Below are 22,496 nucleotides of genomic sequence, written 5' to 3'. Positions count from 1 at the left end.
AAAGACGGTAACTGTGAAGACCTGTGAAATCATTACGAAAGAGGAAAAAAAGATGATCAGAATAATTATGAGCGGCTGCAACGGCCATATGGGTCAGGTCATATCCGGACTTGTGAAGGATGACCCGGAGGCAGAGATTGTGGCAGGCATTGACCTTGTAGATAACCGTGACAACGGATATCCGGTGTTCACGAATATAAATGACTGTGATGTGCAGGCGGATGCCATGATCGATTTTTCTTCCGCCAAAGCCACGGAAGCTGTCCTGGCCTACTGTACGGCTAAGAAGCTGCCTCTGGTTCTGTGCACCACAGGGCTTAGCGAAGAGCAGCTTGCACAGGTGGCGAAGGCTTCCGAGAGCACAGCAGTGCTTCGCTCTGCCAATATGTCTCTGGGTATCAATACGCTTCTGAAGCTGGTGCAGGAGGCCGCAAAGGTTCTGGCCGGTGCCGGCTTTGATATGGAGATTGTAGAGAAGCATCACAACCAGAAGGTAGACGCGCCCAGCGGGACAGCGCTGGCACTGGCAGACAGCCTGAATGAGGCTATGGACAACCAGTACCACTATGTATATGACAGGAGCCAGACGCGCGAGAAGCGTGACGCTAAGGAAATCGGTCTGTCTGCTGTCCGCGGAGGCAGCATCGTGGGAGAACACGAGGTGATCTTCGCAGGTCCGGATGAGGTGATCGAATTCAAGCACACAGCCTATTCAAAAGCCGTATTCGGCAAAGGCGCTGTGGAGGCTGCCAAGTTCCTGAAGGGAAAAGGCCCGGGCATGTACAACATGAGCAATGTGATCAATGGATGATTTATAACGGCAGGTGTATACTGCCGCTGTTGTGGACGCATTTTTAAAATTAAATTTTGAACCGCCGTAAGACTGTACAGATGCAGTGTTGTTTTACGGCGGTTTTTCCATTTTCTCCGGTATATGCGCGCATACATAAATTCTCACGGAAACGCACATATTAATCGTGACAGTAAAAGGTGCGAGGTGCCTTTTATCGTTAAGTACAAAGAGGAAAAGGAGAAACAACCATGCGTAAGATGAAGAAACTTTTATTAAGTGTCCTTCTGGCAGGTGTACTGTGCATGACAGCCGGCTGCGGTGCCACAGACAATGGCGGCAGCAACGCAGCCACAGAGGACAGCAAAGCCGGTGACAACAAAGCCGGTGACAATAACGCCGGTGACAACAAAGCCGGTGACAACAAGGCAGGCGACAACAAGGCAGACGACAACAAGAACGGAAACAAGGACGCCAATACCAATGATAACGGCGCAGCCAATGACACAGGTACAGGAAGCGGAGAGGCCGGCACAGGCGACGGCATGGTAGGCGACCTGGGAGAAGACATCAAAGACGGTGTGGAAGACCTGGGCGATGATGTGAGAAACGGAGCAGAGGATGTAGGCGATGCAGTGGAAAATAATGCTGGCAATGCCACAGACAACAATACCGGAAATAATACCAACAATACGACCACAAACACTCCGTAATCTTTGTATGCGGCAGATACACCGGGAAACCGGGTATCTGCCACTACATATAGTATATGGAAAAGTAAGGAAACAATACTATATACAAAAAACTTATAAAGGTTAAAATTTTCTAAAAACTGTTGAACAAACGCGGGAATATTGATATAATAAGAATACATTACAGGAGTAAAGGTCCTGTAAAATACACGTTAAAGGGGTTGGACATCATGAAGTTTATTATAAGCGGAAGAAACATCGATATTACGGACGGATTAAGAAGTGCGGTAGAGGACAAGCTTGGAAAGCTGGAAAAATTCTTCACAGATGACACCGAGATTCATGTAACACTGAGCGTAGAAAAAGAACGTCAGAAAATTGAGGTGACTATTCCAGTAAAAGGTAATATCATCCGCTCTGAACAGGTGAGCAACGATATGTATGTCTCCATCGACCTGGTAGAAGAAATCATCGAAAGACAGTTACGTAAATATAGGAAAAAAATCATCGACAAAAAACAAAACGCAGGAACCTTCCAGCAGGCATTTATCGAGAAGGATTTTGAAGATGAGAACACCAATGAGATTAAGATCATCCGTACCAAGAAATTCGGATTCAAACCCATGTATCCGGAAGACGCATGTGTACAGATGGAACTTCTGGGACACAACTTCTTCGTATTTTTGAATGCTGAGACGGAAGAAGTGAATGTTGTCTATAAGAGAAAAGGAAATACTTACGGACTGATCGAGCCGGATTTTAGTGAATGATCAGTAAGTAATAAAAAGGCTTCGGAGAAATCCGAAGCCTTTTTTGACGGAAACATTGGTAAGATTATTTTGAAATATTAAATTCAGCCGTCTCCTGAGCGGTCTTAAGTTCATCATCCAATGAAGCGTTCTCCTGTATGACATTTGAAAGAGCAGTGCACATGGCATCCCTGGCATCGTAGTAGAAGGGGCTGGTTACACTGGATGGGATCTCAGAGGAATATTCAACAATTTTTTTGTAAATAGCATCATTGCCAAAAAAGTCAACAGGCTGTTCATAAATTGATGATTCCCCGGCAGGCAGCCATGTAGACAGAGCGCCTTTGGACAGGATGTCATCGTAAAGTTCCTGACTTCCTGCAAAAGTAGATTTAAAGAAATCCTGAGCCAGTTTTTTGTTTTGACATTGGGAGGTGATCGCCCATGTTGAACCGCCGTTGCTGGAATAATTAGTTGCGTTTGGTGCGCTGTCAAGGCGCGGAAGGTTGGTTACAGCCCATTTTCCTGACTGGTCTTCTTTGGCTTCAACGGAAGCTATGATCCAGCAGCCATTCATGGCGCTTGCAACAGTGCCGTTGTTGATGGAGGCAATATACTGGTCCCAGCCGGGCATTTCTTCCAGGGTTTTGTCCTTTACCATCTGTACATAGATTGACATACATTCTTTTAGGACATCATTCTGATCCAGATTCGGGCTTCCATCTTCCAGGAAGAGCGAGGCTCCGCAGGACTGCAGCATCATCATAATGATATCAGGAGTTGCGGATTTTGCCGTAAGCATAGGCTGTCCTGTTTTCTCTTTTACTATTTTAGCTTTTTCCATATAATCAGACCATGTAATATCTGTAAAATCTTCCACTGTGAATCCGGCCTGTTCCAGATAATCCGTGCGTATGCAGTTAACAGCAGTTCCGCTGTCAAAAGGGATTCCCATATTTTTTCCGTTTACTATGGAGTAAGAGGTCTTGGCTGCAGAAAACTGGGAGAAATCAATACCTGAGTCTGTTAAATCGGTAAAAATTTCGGGATAATTCTGTGCGAATTTCTGAAAAGAGGCATCCTGAATCAGGAATATGTCCGGCAGAGCGTCCAGCTCCCCTGCGTTAGCAATAGTGGTAAGTTTTGTCTCAATATCCTGGGACTCAATTTCTGTAATATCCACATGAAAACCCTCGTGTCCGTCTGCTGCGTATAATTCGGCGGCTTTGTTGATGGCGTAAATGTTAAAGTTGGGGTCCCATGTCCAGACTGTCAATGTATTGTCAGCAGAAATATCGGAAGACGTGTCTTCCGGGGTATCACTATTTGAAGTGTTTTCTTCCGGGGCGGATGACGGAGCCGGTTTTTTGCCGCAGGATGATGCTGAAAAAACCATAAGACCGGTGAGTATGACTGCGATTATTTTTCTTTTCATTGTAAAAACCTCCTATCTCTACAACAAATATCCGTTTTAAGTTATTCTGCCTCCATAACCTCTTCTAGGATCATGCACTGGCGGGGAGACATGGAAACCAGGCCTGACTTTCTGCATTCGCTTATGATGTCATAATAGAATCTATCCAGATTTACATTTACGGCTTCATTATTGTGATTCATGAGGAATGTATACTTTTTTCCTTCTTTGGCGCGGAAGGCTATTTCCACATTTTCAGGCAGGCTGTATTTTGGAATGTTCAGACTGCAGCAGATGTCTGTCAGCAGTTTCCGGATAAATGCATGCTCCGGACTTGTACCAATGTAATAGGCATGTCCGTCACCATAAGCGTTGACGGTCACACATGGTGTGTCACGGTAAAAATCATCTCCGTAAAGACCAATAACGCTTGCCGTTTCCAGGCGGATGAGGTCACAGATTTCTCCGCATTCGTATCTGGAACCATCATTTAAAACGATACTGTTTTTCATATCAGGGTACATACCGTCTATCTCTTCAACCCAAAGACCAAGAATATCGCGGAAAGCACCCGGGTAGCCGCCCAGTATTACATTGTCCGTTCTGTCTGTAATACCGCTCAGGAAAGTGGTGATAAAGGTACCGCCTGTGTTTACATAATCTTTTACTTTTTCTGAAAATGCAGGGGAACACATATAAAAACACGGTGCGGCGATCAGATCATATTTCTTGTCCATGCAGGTAGATTCACAGACGATATCTACGGATATACCCATTTCGTAAAACGCGCGGTAATATTTCAAAACCTGGTCATAATATTTCAGATGGCAGTTATGGATCGCTGACCCCTCGATGGCCCACCAGTTTTCCCAGTCAAACAGGATTGCAGCTCTGGCATCCGGCATAGCGCCCTCCACAGTATCTTTCAACCGTTCAAATTGTTCACCAAGAAGAATCAGTTCGGCTCCCATTCTGGTGTCCAGTCTTCCGCTGTGGGGAACCATGGCGCCGTGAAACTTTTCTACACCGCCTCTTGATTGTCTCCACTGGAAGAATAGGTTGCTGTCAGCGCCGTGGGCCGTACTCTGCCAGCAGATATCGGCAACTTCTCCGGGACGCTTCACAGGGCCGTAATCTTCCCAGGAGATATTGCCCGGATTTTGTTCCATCATATAAAAGGGCTGTGATTTCATGGAGCGCATCAGGTCGTGGATAAAGGCTGGTTTATACATGGGAGTATGGATCGTGGGATAGTTATCCCAGGAAATTACATCAATCGCTTTGGAAACTTCCCAGTAATCATAAGTCTTTACCAAATCAGAAAAATTGTTGGTGACGGGGAGGCTGGAGTACTTCCGTATCTCTTTTTTCTCATTTTCAATACAGGAACGGACACTGCTGCTCATAAAACGCATGTAATCAATGTACTGTCCCTGGAAACAGGCCACATCCCGCCCTGCCAGCTGGTTCTTTTTAATATCTGTGAGATAGCTGGGGGGAAGTATTTGGGAAAAATCAGTATATGTATGTCCCCAAAATGCAGTATTCCATGCAGTGTTGACAGCATCAATGTCCTCATATTTCCTTTTAAGCCAGTTGCGGAATTCCTCTGCGCAGGCCGGACAGTAGCAGTAAAAATGGTATTCGTTATTGATGTGCCACAGTTTTACGGCAGGGTGATGCCCATAACGTTTTGCTAATTCACCGGCGATCCTGGCAGAATATTTTCTGTATACGCTGCTGTTGGGACAGATCTTTTCACGGGACCCACCCTGGACTCTGCGTCCTTCAATATCCACATGCATAATATCAGGATATTTTTGTTCCAGCCAGTAAGGCATTGCTGTTGTGGGGGTTGCAAGAATAACATCAATATGTTCCTGGTATAATCTGTCAAGAATTCGATCCATCCATTCAAATTGAAATACACCGTCTTCCGGTTCCAGCTTCGGCCATGCAAAGACACCCAATGTAACGCAGTTTACATGCATTTCTTTCATGAAACGGATATCTTCCTCTATCGTTTCGGGTTCCCATTGTTCTGGATTATAGTCTCCTCCATACCACATAATTTTCTCCTCCTTTTTACGATTAAATGTGATTCTTTGATGTACCATTTATAAATTGGTATACTAAAATGATAATACCAATGAGGACAAAAATCAACCAAATATTTATAAAATATGTACCAATAGTGTGGGCAAAAAATTGTTTAATTGTAACATATAACAGTCAAAACAGAATGTGCTGTTGCTTAATGTGGTACATTATTGGTATAATACTTAATAAAAGACCATGTTTTGGAAATGATAGATGGAAAATGAATAAGGAGACCTTAGATGATCGATAAAGATAAAAACAAACCAATTTATAAACAATTAGTGGATGAGATTCTGGAAGATATTAAACAGGGAAGATTAAATCCTGAGGATAAACTGCCTACAGAAAGGGAATTGGCCGAACGACTGGGGATTTCCAGGGGAACAGTTAAAAAAGCATATAAGGAACTGGCTGATAACGGAGTGATCGAAGTAATACAGGGAAGCGGCTCGTATATCCATAATAATACAATAATGACTGGGAATGAGAAAAGGATGGCCGCAATTGAGCTGCTGGATGACCTTCTTGATACACTGGAAGACTGGAATTTTTCAATTTCGGAAATCCTCAATCTGATGAATATAAGCCTTGCAAAGAGGGAGGGAGGAAACGGAGGACTGCGGGTGGCAGTGATTGACTGTAATGCGGAGTCACTGGAAATCTTCAAAAAGCAGCTTCTTTACATACCGGATATCAGCATATCGGCTTTTTTAGTGGAGACAATTCTGCTGGATGATAACCCGCAGGCACTGCTGTCCAGTTATGATTTGATTCTAACGACAACCACACATTATGAACAGGTGGCGGAGCACATTGGAGAACAGAAAAATATTCTGGTGAAGGTCGCCGTAGCACCCAGCAGAGATACCATCGTGAATATTTCCAGACTGGATCCTTCTTCATCCGTTGGTATTTTCTGCAGAACCAATAAGTTTGCACAGATTATTACAGATCAGCTTGCTTATTTCCTGCCAAAACTGAAATCTGTCAGCACCCACTTTGAGAACACCTTGTCCGTGGAGGCAGACGGCATGCTGCTGGGACAATATGATGCCATTGTCATTAATCCTGATTCCATATTGCTGGAACAGCGGATAACAGACGGGCTGCTGGAACAGTATATTGCGAAAGGCGGAAAGGTCATACCGTTTCACTATTTGATTGACAATGGCAGTCTGATTTATCTGGAGGAGCGGATAACGGCAGTCCTGAAAGAAAAGCATTTGGGCCGGGACATGGAGCAGTCCCATTGAGCACCCGCTTTTTTTTGTTGTTTTCAAAGAAAGAAAGTGTTACAATGTAAAGTAATGTGGAATAATATCCACGAAAATAGGTTTCCCTAATTTACGGAAAATCTGTTGCAGTCTGAAAATTGGAAAATTAGGAGCATAAAACATGAGTTTAGTTCAAAAAATGTTTGGAACCCACAGCGAGAGGGAATTAAAGCGTATTACTTCCACTGTGGACAAAATCGAAGCTCTGCGCCCCACCATGCAGGCGTTAAGTGACGACGAGCTGCGCGGTAAGACCAGAGAATATAAAAAACGTCTGGAAGAGGGAGAGACACTGGATGACCTGCTGCCGGAAGCATTTGCCACGGTGAGAGAAGCTGCAAAACGTGTGCTGAACATGGAGCACTACAGAGTGCAGCTCATCGGCGGTATCATTCTTCATCAGGGCCGTATAGCCGAGATGAAGACCGGTGAAGGTAAGACCCTTGTCTCCACACTTCCCGCATATTTAAATGCGCTGGAAGGCAAAGGCGTACACATTGTAACCGTCAACGATTACCTGGCACACCGTGATGCGGAGTGGATGGGCAAGGTGCATGAGTTCCTGGGACTGACCGTAGGTGTGGTTCTGAACTCCATGAAAAATGACGAGAGACGTACCCAGTATGCGTGCGATATCACGTATGTGACCAACAACGAGCTGGGATTTGACTATCTTCGTGACAATATGGTGATCTACAAAGAACAGCTTGTACAGAGAGACCTGCACTATGCTATCATCGATGAGGTTGACTCCGTGCTGATTGATGAGGCCAGAACACCTCTTATTATTTCCGGACAGAGCGGAAAGTCTACCCGTCTCTACGAAGTCTGTGATATTCTGGCAAAACAGCTGGAGCGCGGTGAGGCCAGCGGGGAAATGACGAAGATGACAGCCATCATGGGTGAGGAGATCATCGAGACCGGAGACTTCATTGTCAATGAGAAGGACAAGATCGTCAACCTGACTGAGCAGGGTGTCCACAAAGTGGAGAAATTCTTCAGCATTGAAAACCTGGCTGACCCGGAGAACCTGGAGATCCAGCATAATATTATTCTTGCACTTCGTGCCCACAACCTTATGTTCCGCGACCAGGACTATGTGGTAAAAGATGACGAGGTCCTGATCGTAGATGAGTTCACAGGACGTATCATGCCGGGACGCCGTTATTCAGACGGTCTTCACCAGGCGATTGAAGCGAAAGAGCATGTGAAGGTGAGAAGAGAGAGCAAGACACTTGCCACTATTACCTTCCAGAACTTCTTTAATAAATACAACAAAAAATCCGGTATGACCGGTACTGCCCTCACGGAGGAAAAAGAGTTCCGTGACATTTACGGCATGGACGTTATTGAGATCCCCACCAACAGACCGGTGGCCCGTATCGACAATGACGATGCTGTTTATATGACTAAGAAAGAAAAATTCAATGCTGTTGTGGAGGCCATCAAGGAAGCCCATGCCAAAAAGCAGCCGGTGCTTGTGGGTACCATCACAATCGAGACCTCCGAGCTTTTAAGCCGCATGCTGAAACGCGAAGGCATCCAGCACCAGGTATTGAACGCCAAGTTCCATGAGATGGAGGCTGAGATCGTAGCCCATGCCGGTGAGGCGGGTACGGTTACCATTGCCACCAATATGGCCGGCCGTGGTACGGATATTAAGCTGGACGATGTGTCCAGAGAGGCAGGCGGTCTGAAGATCATCGGTACAGAGCGCCATGAGTCAAGACGAATTGACAACCAGTTACGAGGCCGTTCCGGACGTCAGGGAGACCCGGGTGAATCCCGCTTTTACATTTCCCTGGAAGATGATTTGATGCGTCTGTTCGGTTCCGAGAAGCTGATGTCCGTGTTCAAATCCCTGGGCGTTGCGGAAAATGAACAGATTGAGCACAAAATGCTCTCCAGTGCCATCGAGAAAGCACAGAAGAAGATCGAGGGCAACAACTACGGAATCCGTAAGAACCTGCTGGAATATGACCAGGTTAACAACGAGCAGCGTGAGATTATTTACAAAGAGAGACGCCGGGTTCTGGACGGAGAAAACATGAGGGAATCCATCTACAAGATGATCACCGATACCGTGGAACACGCGGTTGACATGTGTATCTCCGATGACCTGGATTCTGAAGAATGGGATCTGGGAGAACTGGACAGCGTTCTTCTTCCCACAATTCCGCTGGAGCCGATCACAAAAGAGAAAGTAAAAGGTCTGAAGAAGAACCAGTTAAAACAGAATCTCAAAGAAGAGGCAGTCAAGCTCTACGAGGAGAAAGAGGCAGAGTTCCCGGAACCGGAGCAGCTTCGTGAACTGGAGCGTGTCATCCTTCTGAAGGTGATCGACCAGAAATGGATGGACCACATTGATGATATGGACCAGCTCCGCCAGGGTATCGGCCTGCAGGCATACGGCCAGCGCGATCCAAAGGTAGAGTACAAGATGCAGGCTTATGAAATGTTTGACACCATGATTTCCGCTATTCAGGAGACCACCCTGCGTCTGCTGTACCACGTAAGGATCGAGCAGAAAGTGGAGAGAGAGCAGGTTGCCCAGGTGACAGGTACCAACAAGGACGAATCAGGTCCTAAGAAACCGGTGCAGCGCGCAGAGAAAAAGGTATATCCAAATGATCCCTGCCCCTGCGGAAGCGGTAAGAAATACAAACAGTGCTGCGGCAGAAAGCCGGTTTAAACAGTACGCACAAAAGACCACAGTAAGATACGGGGCTGTTACATCCGGAAATTATCCGGGCTGCAACGGCCCCGGTATATGTCAGCACACGGGTATGTATGAAATACATCCTATGTGAGCAGGAAGGTGAGAAAATGGGACAGATGGTGGATTTCACCATGGAGCGCGAGGGTCTGGTAAAACCCGGCGACCGCGTAGAGCTGAAGGAAGACAGGGCCAGCACCATGTCGGGTATGATGTATTATTATACCATCAAGGATGCCATTGCCATGTCCAGTAATCTGAAACGGCCGCTCACAAAGCTTGCAGGCACTGTGCGCAGGGTCGAACAGCAGGTATCCATTTACATGGTGACTGTGGAGATCGACGAAGAATAAAATCTAAAAAAATATTCACAGAAAGAGGTGAAGCTAAATGGTAGAATTAGACCAGTTCAAATATACTTTGAACAACTACACAGGACCATTAGTGGAAGTGAGGGATTCACTTTAACCTGGCTAATAAGGAAAAGCGGGTTGAAGAATTAGAGAGGGAAATGGAGGCACCGGATTTCTGGGATAACCCGGAGCGGTCCCAGAAGATGATGAAGGAGCTGAGCACCCTCAAAGAAGATATAGAGATTTATAACAAGCTCCAGAACCAGAAGGAAGAGATCGAGCTGATGATCGAGATGGGATACGAGGAGAACGATGCCTCTGTCATCCCTGATATCCAGGAAATGCTGGATGAATTTATCACAGATTTTGAAAATATCCGTGTGAAAACACTGCTGTCCGGAGAATATGACAAGGACAATGCTATTGTCACCCTTCACGCAGGTGCAGGCGGAACCGAGTCCTGTGACTGGGCCAGCATGCTGTACCGTATGTATATGAAGTGGGCTGACCGTCACGGTTTCAGTACAGAAGTGCTGGACTATTTGGACGGCGACGAGGCCGGGATCAAGTCCGTAACCTTCCAGGTCAACGGCGAAAATGCTTACGGTTATTTGAAGTCCGAGAAGGGCGTACACCGCCTTGTCCGTATCTCACCCTTCAATGCGGCAGGAAAACGGCAGACTTCCTTTGTGTCCTGCGATGTGATGCCGGATATTGAGGAGGATGTGGACGTTGAGATCAAGGATGATGATCTGAGGATAGACACCTACCGCTCCAGCGGTGCAGGCGGACAGCATATCAATAAGACCTCTTCCGCCATACGAATCACCCACCTTCCCACAGGAATCGTGGTGCAGTGCCAGAATGAGCGGTCACAGTTCCAGAATAAAGACAAGGCTATGCAGATGCTGAAAGCAAAGCTGTATCTCCTGAAGCAGCAGGAGCAGGAACAGAAGCTCTCCGGCATCCAGGGTGAACTGTCTGATATCGGCTGGGGCAGCCAGATCCGTTCCTATGTCATGCAGCCGTACACCATGGTAAAAGACCACCGTACAAACGAGGAATCCGGCAATGTGGATGCGGTTATGAATGGTGCCATTGATAACTTTATCAATGCTTATTTGAAGTGGATTGCCTTGGGAAATAAGAAAAACAGTTGATAAAATTGCCTGAATGTGCTAATATCTTTTGGAGACATACAAATGTATTTCAAGAACAAACAAAGGGGAAGAAAATGTCGGACAATAAAAGGTATTTTGTAGTAACAGAAAAAGCAGTGCCGGAAGTCCTCCTGAAAGTAGTGGAAGCCAAGAAACTACTGGAATCCAAGAGGTCTGTTACGGTGCAGGAAGCAGTGGAAGCTGTGGGTATCAGCAGAAGTTCCTTTTATAAATATAAGGATGATATCTTTCCTTTTAAAGAGAAAACCAAAGGACAGAACATTACATTCATACTTCAGATGGATGACGAACCCGGGCTGCTCTCTGCGGTCCTGAAGACCATTGCCCAGTATCACGGCAACATTCTGACCGTTCACCAGAGTATTCCGATCAACGGGATTGCCAGTCTGACCATCAGCGTGGAAATCCTGCCCACACAGGGGGATGCGGAGACCATGGTGGATGAAATAGAGCACATTGAGGGCGTACATTATCTGAAAATCTTAGGCAGGGAGTAGAAGCATGATACAGATAGCAGTATTAGGATACGGAACCGTAGGTTCAGGAGTAGTGGAAGTTATCAACACCAATCATGAGAGCATCAACAAAAAGGCCGGCGAGGAGATCAACATCAAATACGTGCTGGATCTCAGAGAATTCCCGGGAGACCCGGTGGAAGATGTTCTTGTGCATGATTATGAGACGATCATCAATGACCCGGAAGTACAGATCATCGTTGAGGTTATGGGAGGCGTGGAGCCTGCTTATACCTTTACAAAGCGTGCGCTGGAGGCAGGAAAATGTGTCTGCACCTCCAACAAGGAGCTGGTTGCAAGACACGGACTGGAGCTTCTGGAAATCGCCAGAGAAAAGGACATCAACTATTTGTTTGAGGCAAGCTGCGGCGGCGGGATCCCCATTATCCGTCCACTGAACTCTTCTCTGACAGCGGACGAGATTGACGAGATTTCCGGTATTTTAAATGGAACCACCAACTATATCCTCACCAAAATGGCAGAGGAGAATGCTGACTTTGAGGATGTGCTGAAAGAAGCGCAGGAGAAAGGCTATGCAGAGCGCAATCCGGAAGCGGATGTGGAAGGCTATGACGCCTGCAGGAAGATTGCGATTCTCTCCTCACTGGCATTCGGATGCCATGTGGATTACGAGGACATTTATACAGAGGGAATCACCAGAATCACTGTGGAGGATGTAAAATATGCCAAAGGTCTTGGTATGAGCATCAAGCTTCTGGCAACCAGCAAGAGGGAAGACGGCAGATTCTATGCCATGGTAAGCCCGGTGCTTGTAGGCCAGGACAGTCCGCTCTACAGCGTAAACGGTGTATTCAACGCCATCTTCATACACGGCAATGTGCTGGGTGACGCCATGTTCTACGGCAGCGGCGCAGGCAAGCTCCCCACTGCAAGTGCAGTGGTGGGCGATGTGGTTGACTGTGCAAAGCATCTGCACAGAAATATCATGATGAGCTGGAGCAGCAAACGTCTGGAACTGATGGACATCAAGGATGTGGAGCATCCCTTCTTTGTCCGCATCAAGGGCAGCATGACAGGCGATATCGGCAGCGTGGAAGAAGTATTCGGAAAAGTGAAGACTGTGGGCGTGCCTGACGTTGCAGGTGAATTCGGTTTTGTCACGGCTCCCATGAGCGAGGCGGAATTCGAAGAAAAGGCTGCCGGGCTTCCGGATATCATCACAAGAATCCGTATGCGTGCATAGAGGTGTTAAAAATGAAATACGTTTTAATATTAGGTGACGGTATGGCAGATGAGCCCCTGGAGGAACTGGGCGGCAGGACACCTCTGGCCTATGCCAATACTCCGGCAATGGATGAACTGGCATCCATGTCGGAGATCGGTATGGTGAAAACCGTACCGGAGGGCATGAATCCCGGAAGTGATACAGCTAACCTGTCAGTTCTGGGCTATGACCCGAAAGTATATTATTCAGGACGTTCTCCTCTGGAGGCGCTGAATATCGGTGTGGATATGAAGGACGGGGATGTTGCCATCCGTGCCAACATTGTCACACTCTCCGAGGAAGAGGAGAACTACGAGGACAAGAGGATATTAGACCACAGCTCCGATGAGATCAGCACAGAGGATGCCGCAGTGTTACTGGAAGCGGTAAAAAAAGAACTGCAGAATGAGATTTTCCAGTTCTATGTGGGAACCAGCTACCGCCACTGCCTGATCTGGGCAAAAGGCGATGTGGTGCCTCTGACACCGCCCCATGATATCCGCGGAAAAGAGATCAAAGAGTACCTGCCCAAAGAGCAGCAGCTTCTGGATATGCAGAAAAAGAGTTACGAGATCCTGGCCCGTCACCCGCTCAATGAAGAGCGGAGGAAAAAAGGCCTGAATCCGGCAAACAGCCTGTGGTTCTGGGGTGCAGGAACAAAACCTGCTTTGTCTCCCTTTGAGGAGAAATTCCACAAAAAGGGCGCCATGATCTCTGCGGTTGACCTGCTGAAGGGAATCGCTGTGGGCACGGATATGTACAACATAACCGTGGAAGGTGCCAACGGCGGCCTGCATACCAATTATGAAGGAAAAGCCCAGGCGGCTGTGGACGCACTGCTGAAAGAGGGATATGATTTTGCATATATCCATGTGGAGGCTCCCGATGAGATGGGCCATCAGGGCAGTGTGGAAAAGAAAATAAAAGCAATCGAATACCTGGATGCAAGAGTGATCGCCCCGGTAAAAGCAGCGCTGGACGCTTCCGGCGAGGATTACCGCATGTTGATCCTCCCGGACCATCCGACACCAATCTGTGTGAAGACACATACATCGAACCCGGTTCCTTATCTTCTGTATGACAGCCGGAGACAAGAGTCTCATGACTGGAAATATAATGAAGAAGAGGCCATGGCGGGGGGAAAACTGGTGGAAAAAGGGCATGAGCTGATGGGATATTTGTTTGAATACTGATGAGAATATTTGGCGGAATTACGGCTGTTTAGTCGTGTTTCCGCCATTTTTAATATGTTGTTATTTATGGTGTCGATGCAGGAAAGATTAGATTGTGGATGAGAGAAAAATGAAGTATAATAAAGCAAATAAATGGGTAACTGTTGAGTGCATTTACAGTTACGAGTATAAATCCATATAAAATCATATGAATTGGATAAAATAGAAATATCAATTATAAATTAGATATAGAAAATGGGAGGTGGCAGCAATGGATTTCATTTCGGGTGTCTATATAAGAAGCTTTAGAGGAATTAAGTCTTTGAAATTAGAAAATCTGGCACAAATTAATATATTGACTGGAGATAATAACTGTGGGAAAACCAGTGTTTTGGAAGTACTCAGAAGTTTTGAAGAACCTGGAAGCTTTCGGACCTGGCGTTCCATGATCAGGAAAGAGACAAGGTATACTATTGGATGGGGAATATCATACTATGAGGGATTTTATGATTTGTTCGATATTAATTCATCAGAAAAAGCAGTAGATTATATAATTGAAACAGGAAGTGAGAGGGTAAATATTCAATTGACTGCAGTCGAGACAGAAGAAGAATTTACAGAGGAGGAATATAGTCAATTACAGGGACTTTCTGCATCTAAAGAATATAAAGAAGAAAATCTAACGGAAAATCTGCAGATTGTACCAAAATTGGAAATGAAGATAAAGATCAATGGTAAAGTAGCGGAACAGGATGTCCTGTATGAGGGACAAAGAAGATATATGCCTGTTAGGAAGAAGGATTCAGAAAACTATAGTGAACGCAGGAATATTGTATATATTGCTCCATTTAGTCATACGGACAGTATTATTTTTTTAGACCAGGTATTAAATAATCCCGAATTGTACGAAGAGATGCTGACAGTATTGAGAGAATTTGATGATAACATAGTAAGTATCAATTATAGTATTGATGACAGCAGAGGGGCTGCCAGAGGTGTATATAAAATATTGACAAAATCGCTGGAAAAGGCATTGCCGCTTAATATGTACGGGGATGGCATGAAAAAGGCAGTATTACTAATGAGTGCGGTGATTCGTGCGAAAAATGGTGTGTTATTGTTAGATGAATTTGAGACTGCGATTCATACCTCAGCCATGGATAAGGTATTTAAATGGATCCTGGAAAATTGTATGAAGTTAAATGTGCAGGTTTTTTTGACATCTCACAGTAAAGAGGCGATTGATAAAATGTTGAAATGCGCTCCGGACATAAGAAAGGATATGGCAGTGTATACGCTCTATAAAGAAGGTGCAGAGACATCAGTCCGAAGGTTGTCAGCAGAAAAAGCAATTGAAGTTCAGGATGAAATGGGGTTGGAGCTAAGATAAGATGAAGAGCATAATTTTGTGTGAGGGGTCTACGGATTTTGTCCTATTGCAATACTTTATGAGAAAAGTATATGGATGGGAAGATAAAAAGACGAATGAGCAGGCAAGAAGTAAATATATCAGATATATCCGCACTATGTTTAAAGATGCTGACAGTCTGAGTATCGGCGGATGTGGAGGTTCCAACAGGATACTGCCGGGGTTTGATCATATAATGGAATACAATAGCCTATCAGCAGAATCGGAGTCGTATGATAAGGTTGTTATAATTACAGACCGTGATGAATGTGAGACAGAAAGAGTCTTTATAGAAAAATTAGTAAAAATTCTGCAGGAAAGAAATATGAAAGCGCAGGAGTGTGTAAATAATAAATGGGTTGATTGTCTGTACAAAAATGGGCACGGTAAAGAATGCGTGTTTTCTTTATTGATTTTGGTAATCCCTTTTGAGGAAACCGGAGCAATGGAGACCTTTTTATTAAATGCAATTTCACAAAATAATAGCTATGATGCTGGTATAATAGAAAATTGTAACACCTTTGTAAGTAATATTGATAAAGAAAAAAGATATTTAACAAAACGCCGTTATATAACAAAGGCAAAGTTTGATGTTTATTTTTCAGTCAGGACTGCTGCGGAACAATTTATGGAACGTCAGAATATTTTGAAAAATATTGAATGGGAAAAATACATAAAGATACAGAAAGATTTTGAAAAATTAGGAGATTTGTAGGAAACATATGTTTTTGTCAGCCATCCCAACTTTTATAGGAGTGGGATGGCTTTTATTATATTAGACCTATGGGGGTTAATCCCTCTCAAACCCATTCTGCCTGTAACACACCACAAATAACCCAACAGCCAGCACAGCCTCCACCACCATGATCACAACACTCCCCGCCTGCAGCACACTGCCTTTATCAGCGGCAATATCCATGATCATATCCATAAGTATCCCGGTAAAGAAGAATTTGGAAATGGTGGACAGAATTTCAATAAAATTGGAGAACATGGGAACCATCATGAGTACCAGCAGGACCGGTGTGGTGATCGTACCCGCACTCACCTGGTTTTTGGCAAAAATACCAAGCAGCATACCGATGATACAACTGATCAGAGAAGATAAGATTGTCACCACGGAATACAGCACCAGGTTTTTACCGCTGATAATATAACCGCTGACCGGCATCAGCACATAGTTCAGAATGACAGTTGCCGCGAACACAGGCAGGATGCAGCCGATGAAATACTCCATTCCGTTTACAGAGGAGGTCATCAGGACCCGGAGTGTTTTCTTTTCCTTTTCCTCGGCCAGCAGCAGGCTGGTACAATATATGCCGCACATACCGATGTTCATCACCAGTCCCATGCTCAGCGCATAGGCATTCATGGACTCGGCAGAGGAGCCTCCGTTTGCCATCTTTCCATAGAGGATACGCATCAGCAATGTGAAGCCCAGTGCGAATAACGGCATGATGATGCAGTTTTTTCCCATAAATGCCTTTGTCTTTACCTGGGCAATGGCCATGATCTTGTTCATATGTAAAGTCTTCATGATAACTCCCTCCCTGTGACATTTAAGAATACGCTTTCCAGTGTCGGCTCGCAGGAGTGCAGTGTTTCCACCTGGTTCTCTGTCATCCAATTATGGATCCGGCCTATGTTCTCTTCGTTCTGTTCCAGCAGATGTTCCGTTCCGTCATGCAGCCGCACTGCGTATTTTTTGATTTTATTATGTTTGAGGCAGATGTCTTTCGGCGTGCCGTATTCTACGATAACGCCTTCGTTTAGCAGTGCCACATGGTCACACATTTTTGTGGCTTCCTCCATATTGTGGGTGGTCAGGAAAATAGCCATGCCCTGTCTTTTTAATTCCAGCAGCATTTTATGTATCTCTATGGCTGTGGACGGGTCCAGGCCTGAGGTGGGTTCATCCAGAAACAGTACCCTGGGGCTGTGCAGCACGGCTCTTGCCAGAACAAGACGCTGGGTCTGGCCTTTAGAAAGCTTGCCTGCAGGCTTGTTTTTCTGTTCGTACAGGCCAACCTGTCTGAGCACTTCGTCAATCCTATCCTTTTTTACTCTCAGTATTTTTGCGAAATACTCCAGATTTTTATAGACTGTCAGATATTCATAGATTCCGCTGTTGTCTGTGACGATTCCAATCTGTTCGTAAATGGTTTCATCGATGTCCCTGGAATTGATCCCCAGGATATAGGCTTCGCCGGAGGTCTGTTTTAACTGTCCGGTGATGATTTTTATGGTGGTGGTTTTGCCGGCACCGCTGGGTCCGAGAAATCCCAGGATTTCGCCTTCATGCAGCCTGGCATCAATGTTTTTCAGCACAGGTTCTGTTTTATACTTTTTTGAAATGTGTTCCAGTCTGATATATTCTCTACTCATATGGGTTCCTCCTTGTTTTCTGTTCCGAGAATATCATTTCCGGAGGAGGATTTGTCCTTTCCTTCCTAAATGGTATCCGCTGCTTCCCAAACGGCAGAACTGTGCTGATTCCGCAAAAAAAGAACGCACGATCAATTCATGCGTCCCAGTAATTTTGACTTTTCTTTTCTTGATACTGCGCAGATCTCTCCGCCCACTGTGACGGTATTGTGCCGCAGGTCTACCTTCTCGATTTTATCGATTGCCACCAGGTAAGAGCGGTGGATTTTCATAAACCGGTCATCCAGCTCTTTTTCAATATCGCTCAGACTTCCCAAAAACTCCATTCGTTCATGCTTTCCATGCAGAATCACAAAATGCGGTTTGGAGGAAGTTTCAAAGAAATAAATATCCTTAAGCGGAACATGCCGGATGGTATCGCCTGTCTTAAAGGTATAGTATTCCACCGGGTCAGCTTTTTCTTTTACAAGTCGGCTCTGGATGGAGGACAGGCAGCGGGCAATGGAGGCGGAAAGCCCGTCTGTCATGTCTTTTACAATATAGTCAAAGGCCTCCACATGATACTGAAAGGTCTTGTAAGCCAGATCACCGAAGCTTGTGATATAGATAATGGTGCCATTGGGGTCAAGCTCCCGAATCTTCTTTCCGAGAAGAAAACCGTCATATTCCGGATGCTTCAAATCCACATCTAGAAAGTAAATATTTCGTTTGTCCTGCATCTGTCTCAGTTCCTCCAGCAGGACAACCGGACTGTCGCAGCTTTGTGCTATCTGCATGTCATACTGCATGATGAGTATTTGGTTCTCAATATGTCTGGCTATCTCCTTACGGATTCTATCGTCATCATCGCATAACAATATCTGAATCATGAATGATATCCTCCAATTCTGATCTCCTGGTAAAAACGTCCGCTTTTGCAGAATGCGGCGCAGCTCACATTCTGATACTGCTGTGTGATCTCCTGATAACTGTAAAGTCCCAGTCCACGGCCTTTTCCTTTTGTGGAATATCCTTTTTGAGAAATACGGTTCATGTCAATCTCCCCGGATATTGGGTTGCTGATAAGGAAAACCACCTGGTGATTCTGGGCGGTGAGTATGATGTCAATGTCCCCGCGGGTTTCTTTCACCGCTTCTATGGCATTGTCAGTCAGAATGCCCACACAGCGCAGAAGATCCTGGAGTTTCATGTGGCAGCTTCTGACAGGATACAGAACCTCCACATGGCAGGGAATGTTAAGAGCGTGCATCTGGGAGATTTTTGTCATGAGCAGGCTTTTTAATTCTATGATTTCAATATTCATCATCTGGTTGGCAGACTGTATTTTGGCACCAATGCTCTGATCAAATTCGTCCAGCATGTTGTGCATATACCGCTCCAGCGCCTCTGTTTTTCCCTCTTTTATGTCAAGATACATGCCTGACATCATATTTTTAAAATCGTGGCGGTACAGGCGCACATCTTTCTGGATTTCCTCTAAGTTCTGAATATAGGCGGTCTGCTGGGCAATGATGCTCTGCTGTGCCTTTTCATTTTCATCATGAATGATGTTTTTGGTAAGATAGCGGAAAAATGCGGCGGACAAAAACAGCAGACCAAGTCCCACAACCGCCAGCGTGTTGTTATAATCCAGATGAAGGATTGAAAATATAAGAAGAATATGCGGCGAACCGGACAGAAGGAATCCGATCAGCGCTGCCATAACGCAGTACCGTTTCTTTTTCAGGCAGCGTTCAATGAAGGAACAGGCATCTATTTTCGTGATTATTTTTCCTATAAAATAGGTGAAGATAATCAGCAGTGTGATGGAGATGCACTGGTTTTCCAGGGAACCCAGTGCGTACTGCTTCGGAATGAAAAAGAAAGTGATCAGATACGTCTGGTAGTAAATAAAATATGCAAAGGTTCCGGCAATGGCCGTTTTCGCAATATTGCGCTCAATGACCAGATAAATGGAGATCAGATTGAACAGCAACGCTGTCATATCCAGGAAATAAGACAATATTGTGATCGGTATAAAGGTAAAGATCTGTCCGGCAGCCCCAAGATAAACCATGGGGGAAACAAGCAGGTCCAGGATGAGAGCAGCAAGCAGAAGCTTTGGCCAGGGGACTCTGCGCCCGAGTATTCTGCAGCTCAGATAATGGATGACAACCTCCGTAAAATAGCTGGCTGCAGTGTAAATCATGATTGCGTATATCATATGTATGTTCCTTATATAATTATTTGCTTATCCAGATTCAAGTATATCTGTCAAGATTCAAAGCGTCAATATGTTTTTTATTCTGCTGTCTAGGCCCCTTCCCTGCCCATTTGCCAAACAGCGGATTTTGTTATATACAAACCTTGTGGTATACTATAAATATACATAACAAGACACGGAGGATAGCCATGAGATCCAAAATATTAGTTGTAGAAGACGAGGCGGCGATCAACGATTTGATCTGCCTGAGCCTGGAAACCGCGGGATATGAAACGGTATCCTTCCGGGATGGAGGGAAGGCCGGAGTGTTTCTGGAGGATTGCCATGCAGAAGACTGCGATTTGGCACTGCTGGATATCATGCTGCCGGGAAGGGATGGGTTTGAACTTCTGCCCCTCTGCAGACAGAGAAAAATACCGGTTATCTTTCTCACTGCCAAGGGGGAGATAAACAATAAAGTGAAGGGCCTGAGAGAAGGTGCCGAGGATTACATAGTAAAGCCCTTTGAAATCCTGGAACTGCTGGTGAGAATAGAAAAGATCCTGGAGCGCTGCCACAAGAAGGAGGATGAGATCCATATGGGCGGCGTGATCATCTATCCCAGGGAGCGCAGAGTGGTAAGGGACGGCGGGGAAGTAGTCTTAAAACCTATGGAGTTTGACTGTATGATGCTGTTTGTGAAAAATAAAAACATTGCGCTTACCAGGGATCAGATACTGAATGAGCTGTGGGGCATCCGTTTTGAAGGGGAGACCAGAACCGTGGATGTCCATGTGGCCAGAATCCGCAAAAAACTGGGGTGGCAGGATATCATCAGGACAGTTCCCAGAATCGGTTACCGGCTGGAGGTGACAGAGTGAAGATTCGGACAAAAATCTGTCTGGTCTGTGTGGCTGCCATGCTGGTTATGTCTCAGTGTTACTCTGCATTTATGCTCCATGTCTCTTTGAAGACTCAGCTTGCGCAGATTTATGCGTATGAGAGCAATACGTTTCATAACAAGCTGAAAGAACTGGATACCCGTATGCGGAATTTTGGTATTGCTGAGACGGACACTGAGATACAGGAGAAAATCATGCAGGATGGCATCAGGCACTATCTGGGACTGGAATATGCGGTTTACCGGGACGGAGAGGAAATATACAACCCCACGCCATATGATTTCGGGAAAAACGGCGACAGCTATCCCTCCTATTATGAAGTACAGATAGACGGGCGCTATCTTTTGATCATGGGCAGCACATACGATCCCGGTGGGGAAAATACCTACGACATTTGGCATTTTAATGATGTGACAGGTATCCATGAAAACAGTTGGAAAATGTTTCTGAAAGGACTGGCAGCCGCATTCCTTTTAACCGCTGTTATTGCGGCGGGCATGGTGTTGGTCATCCGTGTCATTCTGCATCCTCTGTACAGTCTGAGAGATTCGGCAAATGAAATCGCGGGAGGAAATTACGCGTTCCGTATACCAATAAAAAAGATGGATGAGGTGGGGGAGATCAGCGGGAATTTCAACCGCATGGCAGAGAAAATTGAGGAGCATGTGGAGACATTATCCGATACCAATGAGAAACAGAGGCAGCTTCTCGGCAGCCTGGCGCATGAGCTGAAGACGCCCATGACGGCAATCATCGGATATTCTGACATTCTCCTGAAAATGAGCCTTTCGGAACAACAGAAGGAAAAAGCCCTGCAGTATATCGGAAGTGAATCCAGACGTCTGTCCAGGCTCTCCGCCAAAATGCTGGAACTTACAGGTCTATATGAGGAGGAGCCCGAAAGTCTGGAAATGAGGCATACATCTGTAAAAGTGCTGCTGGAACGGGCAGAAGCTCTCATATCCTTCCGCCTGCAGGAGAGGGGACAGGTATTGGAAATCCGCCTGGCAGATGATGCACTGTGTCATGATATGGATGAAGATCTGATGACCAGCCTTCTTCTGAATTTGCTGGACAATGCCTGCAAGGCATCTGATGAGGGACAGAAAATATATCTGGAAGCGGACAGCCGGGGAATCTATGTGAGTGACTGCGGTATCGGCATTCCCGAGGAGGAGCTGACAAAAGTAGAGGATGCCTTTTATATGGTGGACAAATCAAGAGCCAGGGCGTCAGGAGGTTCCGGTCTGGGACTTGCCCTCTGCAGAAGGATCGCAGAGCTGCACCATGCGGAAATGAGGATAGAGAGCAGGCAGGGAGAAGGGACAAAAGTCAGCATTTTGTGGAAATAAGCAGAGATTGTAACTATTCAGCCAGCTGAATCGTTACGGGTATTCGCCCATTAAAAATCGCTTCGCGATGGGGCGAATACCTGCCG

At 45.6% G+C, this 22,496-nt stretch carries 20 protein-coding genes; 14 read left to right on the top strand and 6 right to left on the bottom strand.

All coding sequences use genetic code 11. From position 1 onward, the window contains the following. The first annotated feature begins 52 nt into the window (after positions 1–52). From dapB to hpf, 3 genes are all read left to right on the top strand, one after another. Positions 53–811, top strand: coding sequence for a 4-hydroxy-tetrahydrodipicolinate reductase (gene dapB, locus WMO65_RS18080; RefSeq protein ID WP_033139083.1), 759 nt, complete (start codon positions 53–55; stop codon positions 809–811). 230 nt (positions 812–1,041) lie between these two features. Beyond that, the gene (locus WMO65_RS18075) at positions 1,042–1,503 is read left to right on the top strand and encodes a hypothetical protein (RefSeq protein WP_052098831.1); all 462 of its coding nucleotides are present in this window, start codon (positions 1,042–1,044) and stop codon (positions 1,501–1,503) included. A 209-nt stretch (positions 1,504–1,712) separates the two neighbouring features. Next, positions 1,713–2,252, top strand: coding sequence for a ribosome hibernation-promoting factor, HPF/YfiA family (hpf, locus tag WMO65_RS18070; RefSeq protein WP_033139286.1), 540 nt, complete (start codon positions 1,713–1,715; stop codon positions 2,250–2,252). 64 nt (positions 2,253–2,316) lie between these two features. Here hpf and WMO65_RS18065 read toward each other — a convergent pair whose 3' ends face one another. Together WMO65_RS18065 and WMO65_RS18060 are read right to left on the bottom strand one after the other, a co-directional pair. Next, the gene (locus tag WMO65_RS18065) at positions 2,317–3,666 is read right to left on the bottom strand and encodes an ABC transporter substrate-binding protein (RefSeq protein ID WP_148392477.1); all 1,350 of its coding nucleotides are present in this window, start codon (positions 3,664–3,666) and stop codon (positions 2,317–2,319) included. A gap of 41 nt (positions 3,667–3,707) precedes the next feature. Continuing rightward, positions 3,708–5,714 (bottom strand): beta-galactosidase, encoded by a 2,007-nt coding sequence (locus WMO65_RS18060; protein WP_187370578.1) that lies wholly within the window; start codon positions 5,712–5,714, stop codon positions 3,708–3,710. Positions 5,715–5,984: 270 nt separating this feature from the next. Between WMO65_RS18060 and WMO65_RS18055 the strand changes: the two genes are divergently transcribed. The 9 genes from WMO65_RS18055 (at position 5,985) to WMO65_RS18015 (ending at position 16,304) form a co-directional block, all read left to right on the top strand. Beyond that, entirely contained in the window at positions 5,985–6,998 is a 1,014-nt protein-coding gene (locus WMO65_RS18055; RefSeq protein ID WP_033139283.1) for a GntR family transcriptional regulator, read from the top strand. A gap of 142 nt (positions 6,999–7,140) precedes the next feature. After that, the gene (gene secA, locus WMO65_RS18050; RefSeq protein ID WP_103731365.1) at positions 7,141–9,711 is read left to right on the top strand and encodes a preprotein translocase subunit SecA; all 2,571 of its coding nucleotides are present in this window, start codon (positions 7,141–7,143) and stop codon (positions 9,709–9,711) included. A gap of 134 nt (positions 9,712–9,845) precedes the next feature. Beyond that, the gene (locus WMO65_RS18045; RefSeq protein ID WP_033139281.1) at positions 9,846–10,088 is read left to right on the top strand and encodes a hypothetical protein; all 243 of its coding nucleotides are present in this window, start codon (positions 9,846–9,848) and stop codon (positions 10,086–10,088) included. A gap of 37 nt (positions 10,089–10,125) precedes the next feature. Next, positions 10,126–11,248, top strand: a protein-coding gene (gene prfB, locus WMO65_RS18040; protein WP_103731364.1) for a peptide chain release factor 2 whose coding sequence is annotated in 2 segments (ribosomal slippage) — positions 10,126–10,200 and positions 10,202–11,248 — 1,122 coding nt in all. Because the reading frame shifts where the segments join, the coding sequence is not laid out codon by codon here. A gap of 74 nt (positions 11,249–11,322) precedes the next feature. Continuing rightward, positions 11,323–11,766: an ACT domain-containing protein gene (locus WMO65_RS18035; protein ID WP_033139279.1), complete on the top strand. Its 444-nt coding sequence runs from the start codon at positions 11,323–11,325 to the stop codon at positions 11,764–11,766. A gap of 4 nt (positions 11,767–11,770) precedes the next feature. Further along, on the top strand, positions 11,771–12,988 hold the full coding sequence (locus tag WMO65_RS18030) for a homoserine dehydrogenase (RefSeq protein WP_033139278.1): 1,218 nt from the start codon (positions 11,771–11,773) through the stop codon (positions 12,986–12,988). A gap of 11 nt (positions 12,989–12,999) precedes the next feature. Then, entirely contained in the window at positions 13,000–14,202 is a 1,203-nt protein-coding gene (locus tag WMO65_RS18025) for a cofactor-independent phosphoglycerate mutase (protein WP_148392475.1), read from the top strand. Between the two features lie 250 nt (positions 14,203–14,452). Further along, positions 14,453–15,571, top strand: a complete 1,119-nt coding sequence (locus tag WMO65_RS18020; protein ID WP_148392474.1) for an AAA family ATPase — start codon at positions 14,453–14,455, stop codon at positions 15,569–15,571. A 1-nt stretch (position 15,572) separates the two neighbouring features. Continuing rightward, positions 15,573–16,304 carry a DUF3226 domain-containing protein gene (locus tag WMO65_RS18015; RefSeq protein WP_148392473.1) on the top strand — a complete coding sequence of 244 codons (732 nt, stop codon included), beginning with the start codon at positions 15,573–15,575 and terminating at the stop codon, positions 16,302–16,304. Between the two features lie 75 nt (positions 16,305–16,379). On the opposite strand, the gene WMO65_RS18010 is transcribed toward WMO65_RS18015, so the two are convergent. The 4 genes from WMO65_RS18010 to WMO65_RS17995 all read right to left on the bottom strand — a co-directional run bounded on the left by WMO65_RS18010 (position 16,380) and on the right by WMO65_RS17995 (position 20,177). Further along, positions 16,380–17,126 (bottom strand): ABC transporter permease, encoded by a 747-nt coding sequence (locus WMO65_RS18010; protein WP_033139275.1) that lies wholly within the window; start codon positions 17,124–17,126, stop codon positions 16,380–16,382. Further along, positions 17,123–17,974 carry an ABC transporter ATP-binding protein gene (locus tag WMO65_RS18005; protein ID WP_033139274.1) on the bottom strand — a complete coding sequence of 284 codons (852 nt, stop codon included), beginning with the start codon at positions 17,972–17,974 and terminating at the stop codon, positions 17,123–17,125. The genes WMO65_RS18010 and WMO65_RS18005 overlap by 4 nt, the downstream gene beginning before the upstream one ends. Positions 17,975–18,105: 131 nt before the next feature. Further along, positions 18,106–18,843 carry a LytR/AlgR family response regulator transcription factor gene (locus tag WMO65_RS18000; protein ID WP_033139273.1) on the bottom strand — a complete coding sequence of 246 codons (738 nt, stop codon included), beginning with the start codon at positions 18,841–18,843 and terminating at the stop codon, positions 18,106–18,108. Then, positions 18,840–20,177 (bottom strand): sensor histidine kinase, encoded by a 1,338-nt coding sequence (locus tag WMO65_RS17995; RefSeq protein ID WP_148392472.1) that lies wholly within the window; start codon positions 20,175–20,177, stop codon positions 18,840–18,842. The genes WMO65_RS18000 and WMO65_RS17995 overlap by 4 nt, the downstream gene beginning before the upstream one ends. 188 nt (positions 20,178–20,365) lie before the next feature. Between WMO65_RS17995 and WMO65_RS17990 the strand changes: the two genes are divergently transcribed. Continuing rightward, positions 20,366–21,037, top strand: a complete 672-nt coding sequence (locus tag WMO65_RS17990; RefSeq protein WP_033139272.1) for a response regulator transcription factor — start codon at positions 20,366–20,368, stop codon at positions 21,035–21,037. After that, positions 21,034–22,410 (top strand): sensor histidine kinase, encoded by a 1,377-nt coding sequence (locus WMO65_RS17985; protein ID WP_148392471.1) that lies wholly within the window; start codon positions 21,034–21,036, stop codon positions 22,408–22,410. The genes WMO65_RS17990 and WMO65_RS17985 overlap by 4 nt, the downstream gene beginning before the upstream one ends. Positions 22,411–22,496 lie beyond the last annotated feature (86 nt).

This window comes from Blautia caccae, from assembly GCF_040095955.1.
GTDB classification, from domain to species: domain Bacteria; phylum Bacillota; class Clostridia; order Lachnospirales; family Lachnospiraceae; genus Blautia; species Blautia celeris.
Note: the sequence above shows the minus strand (reverse complement) of the source record. Positions and strands in the feature narration are given on the sequence as shown.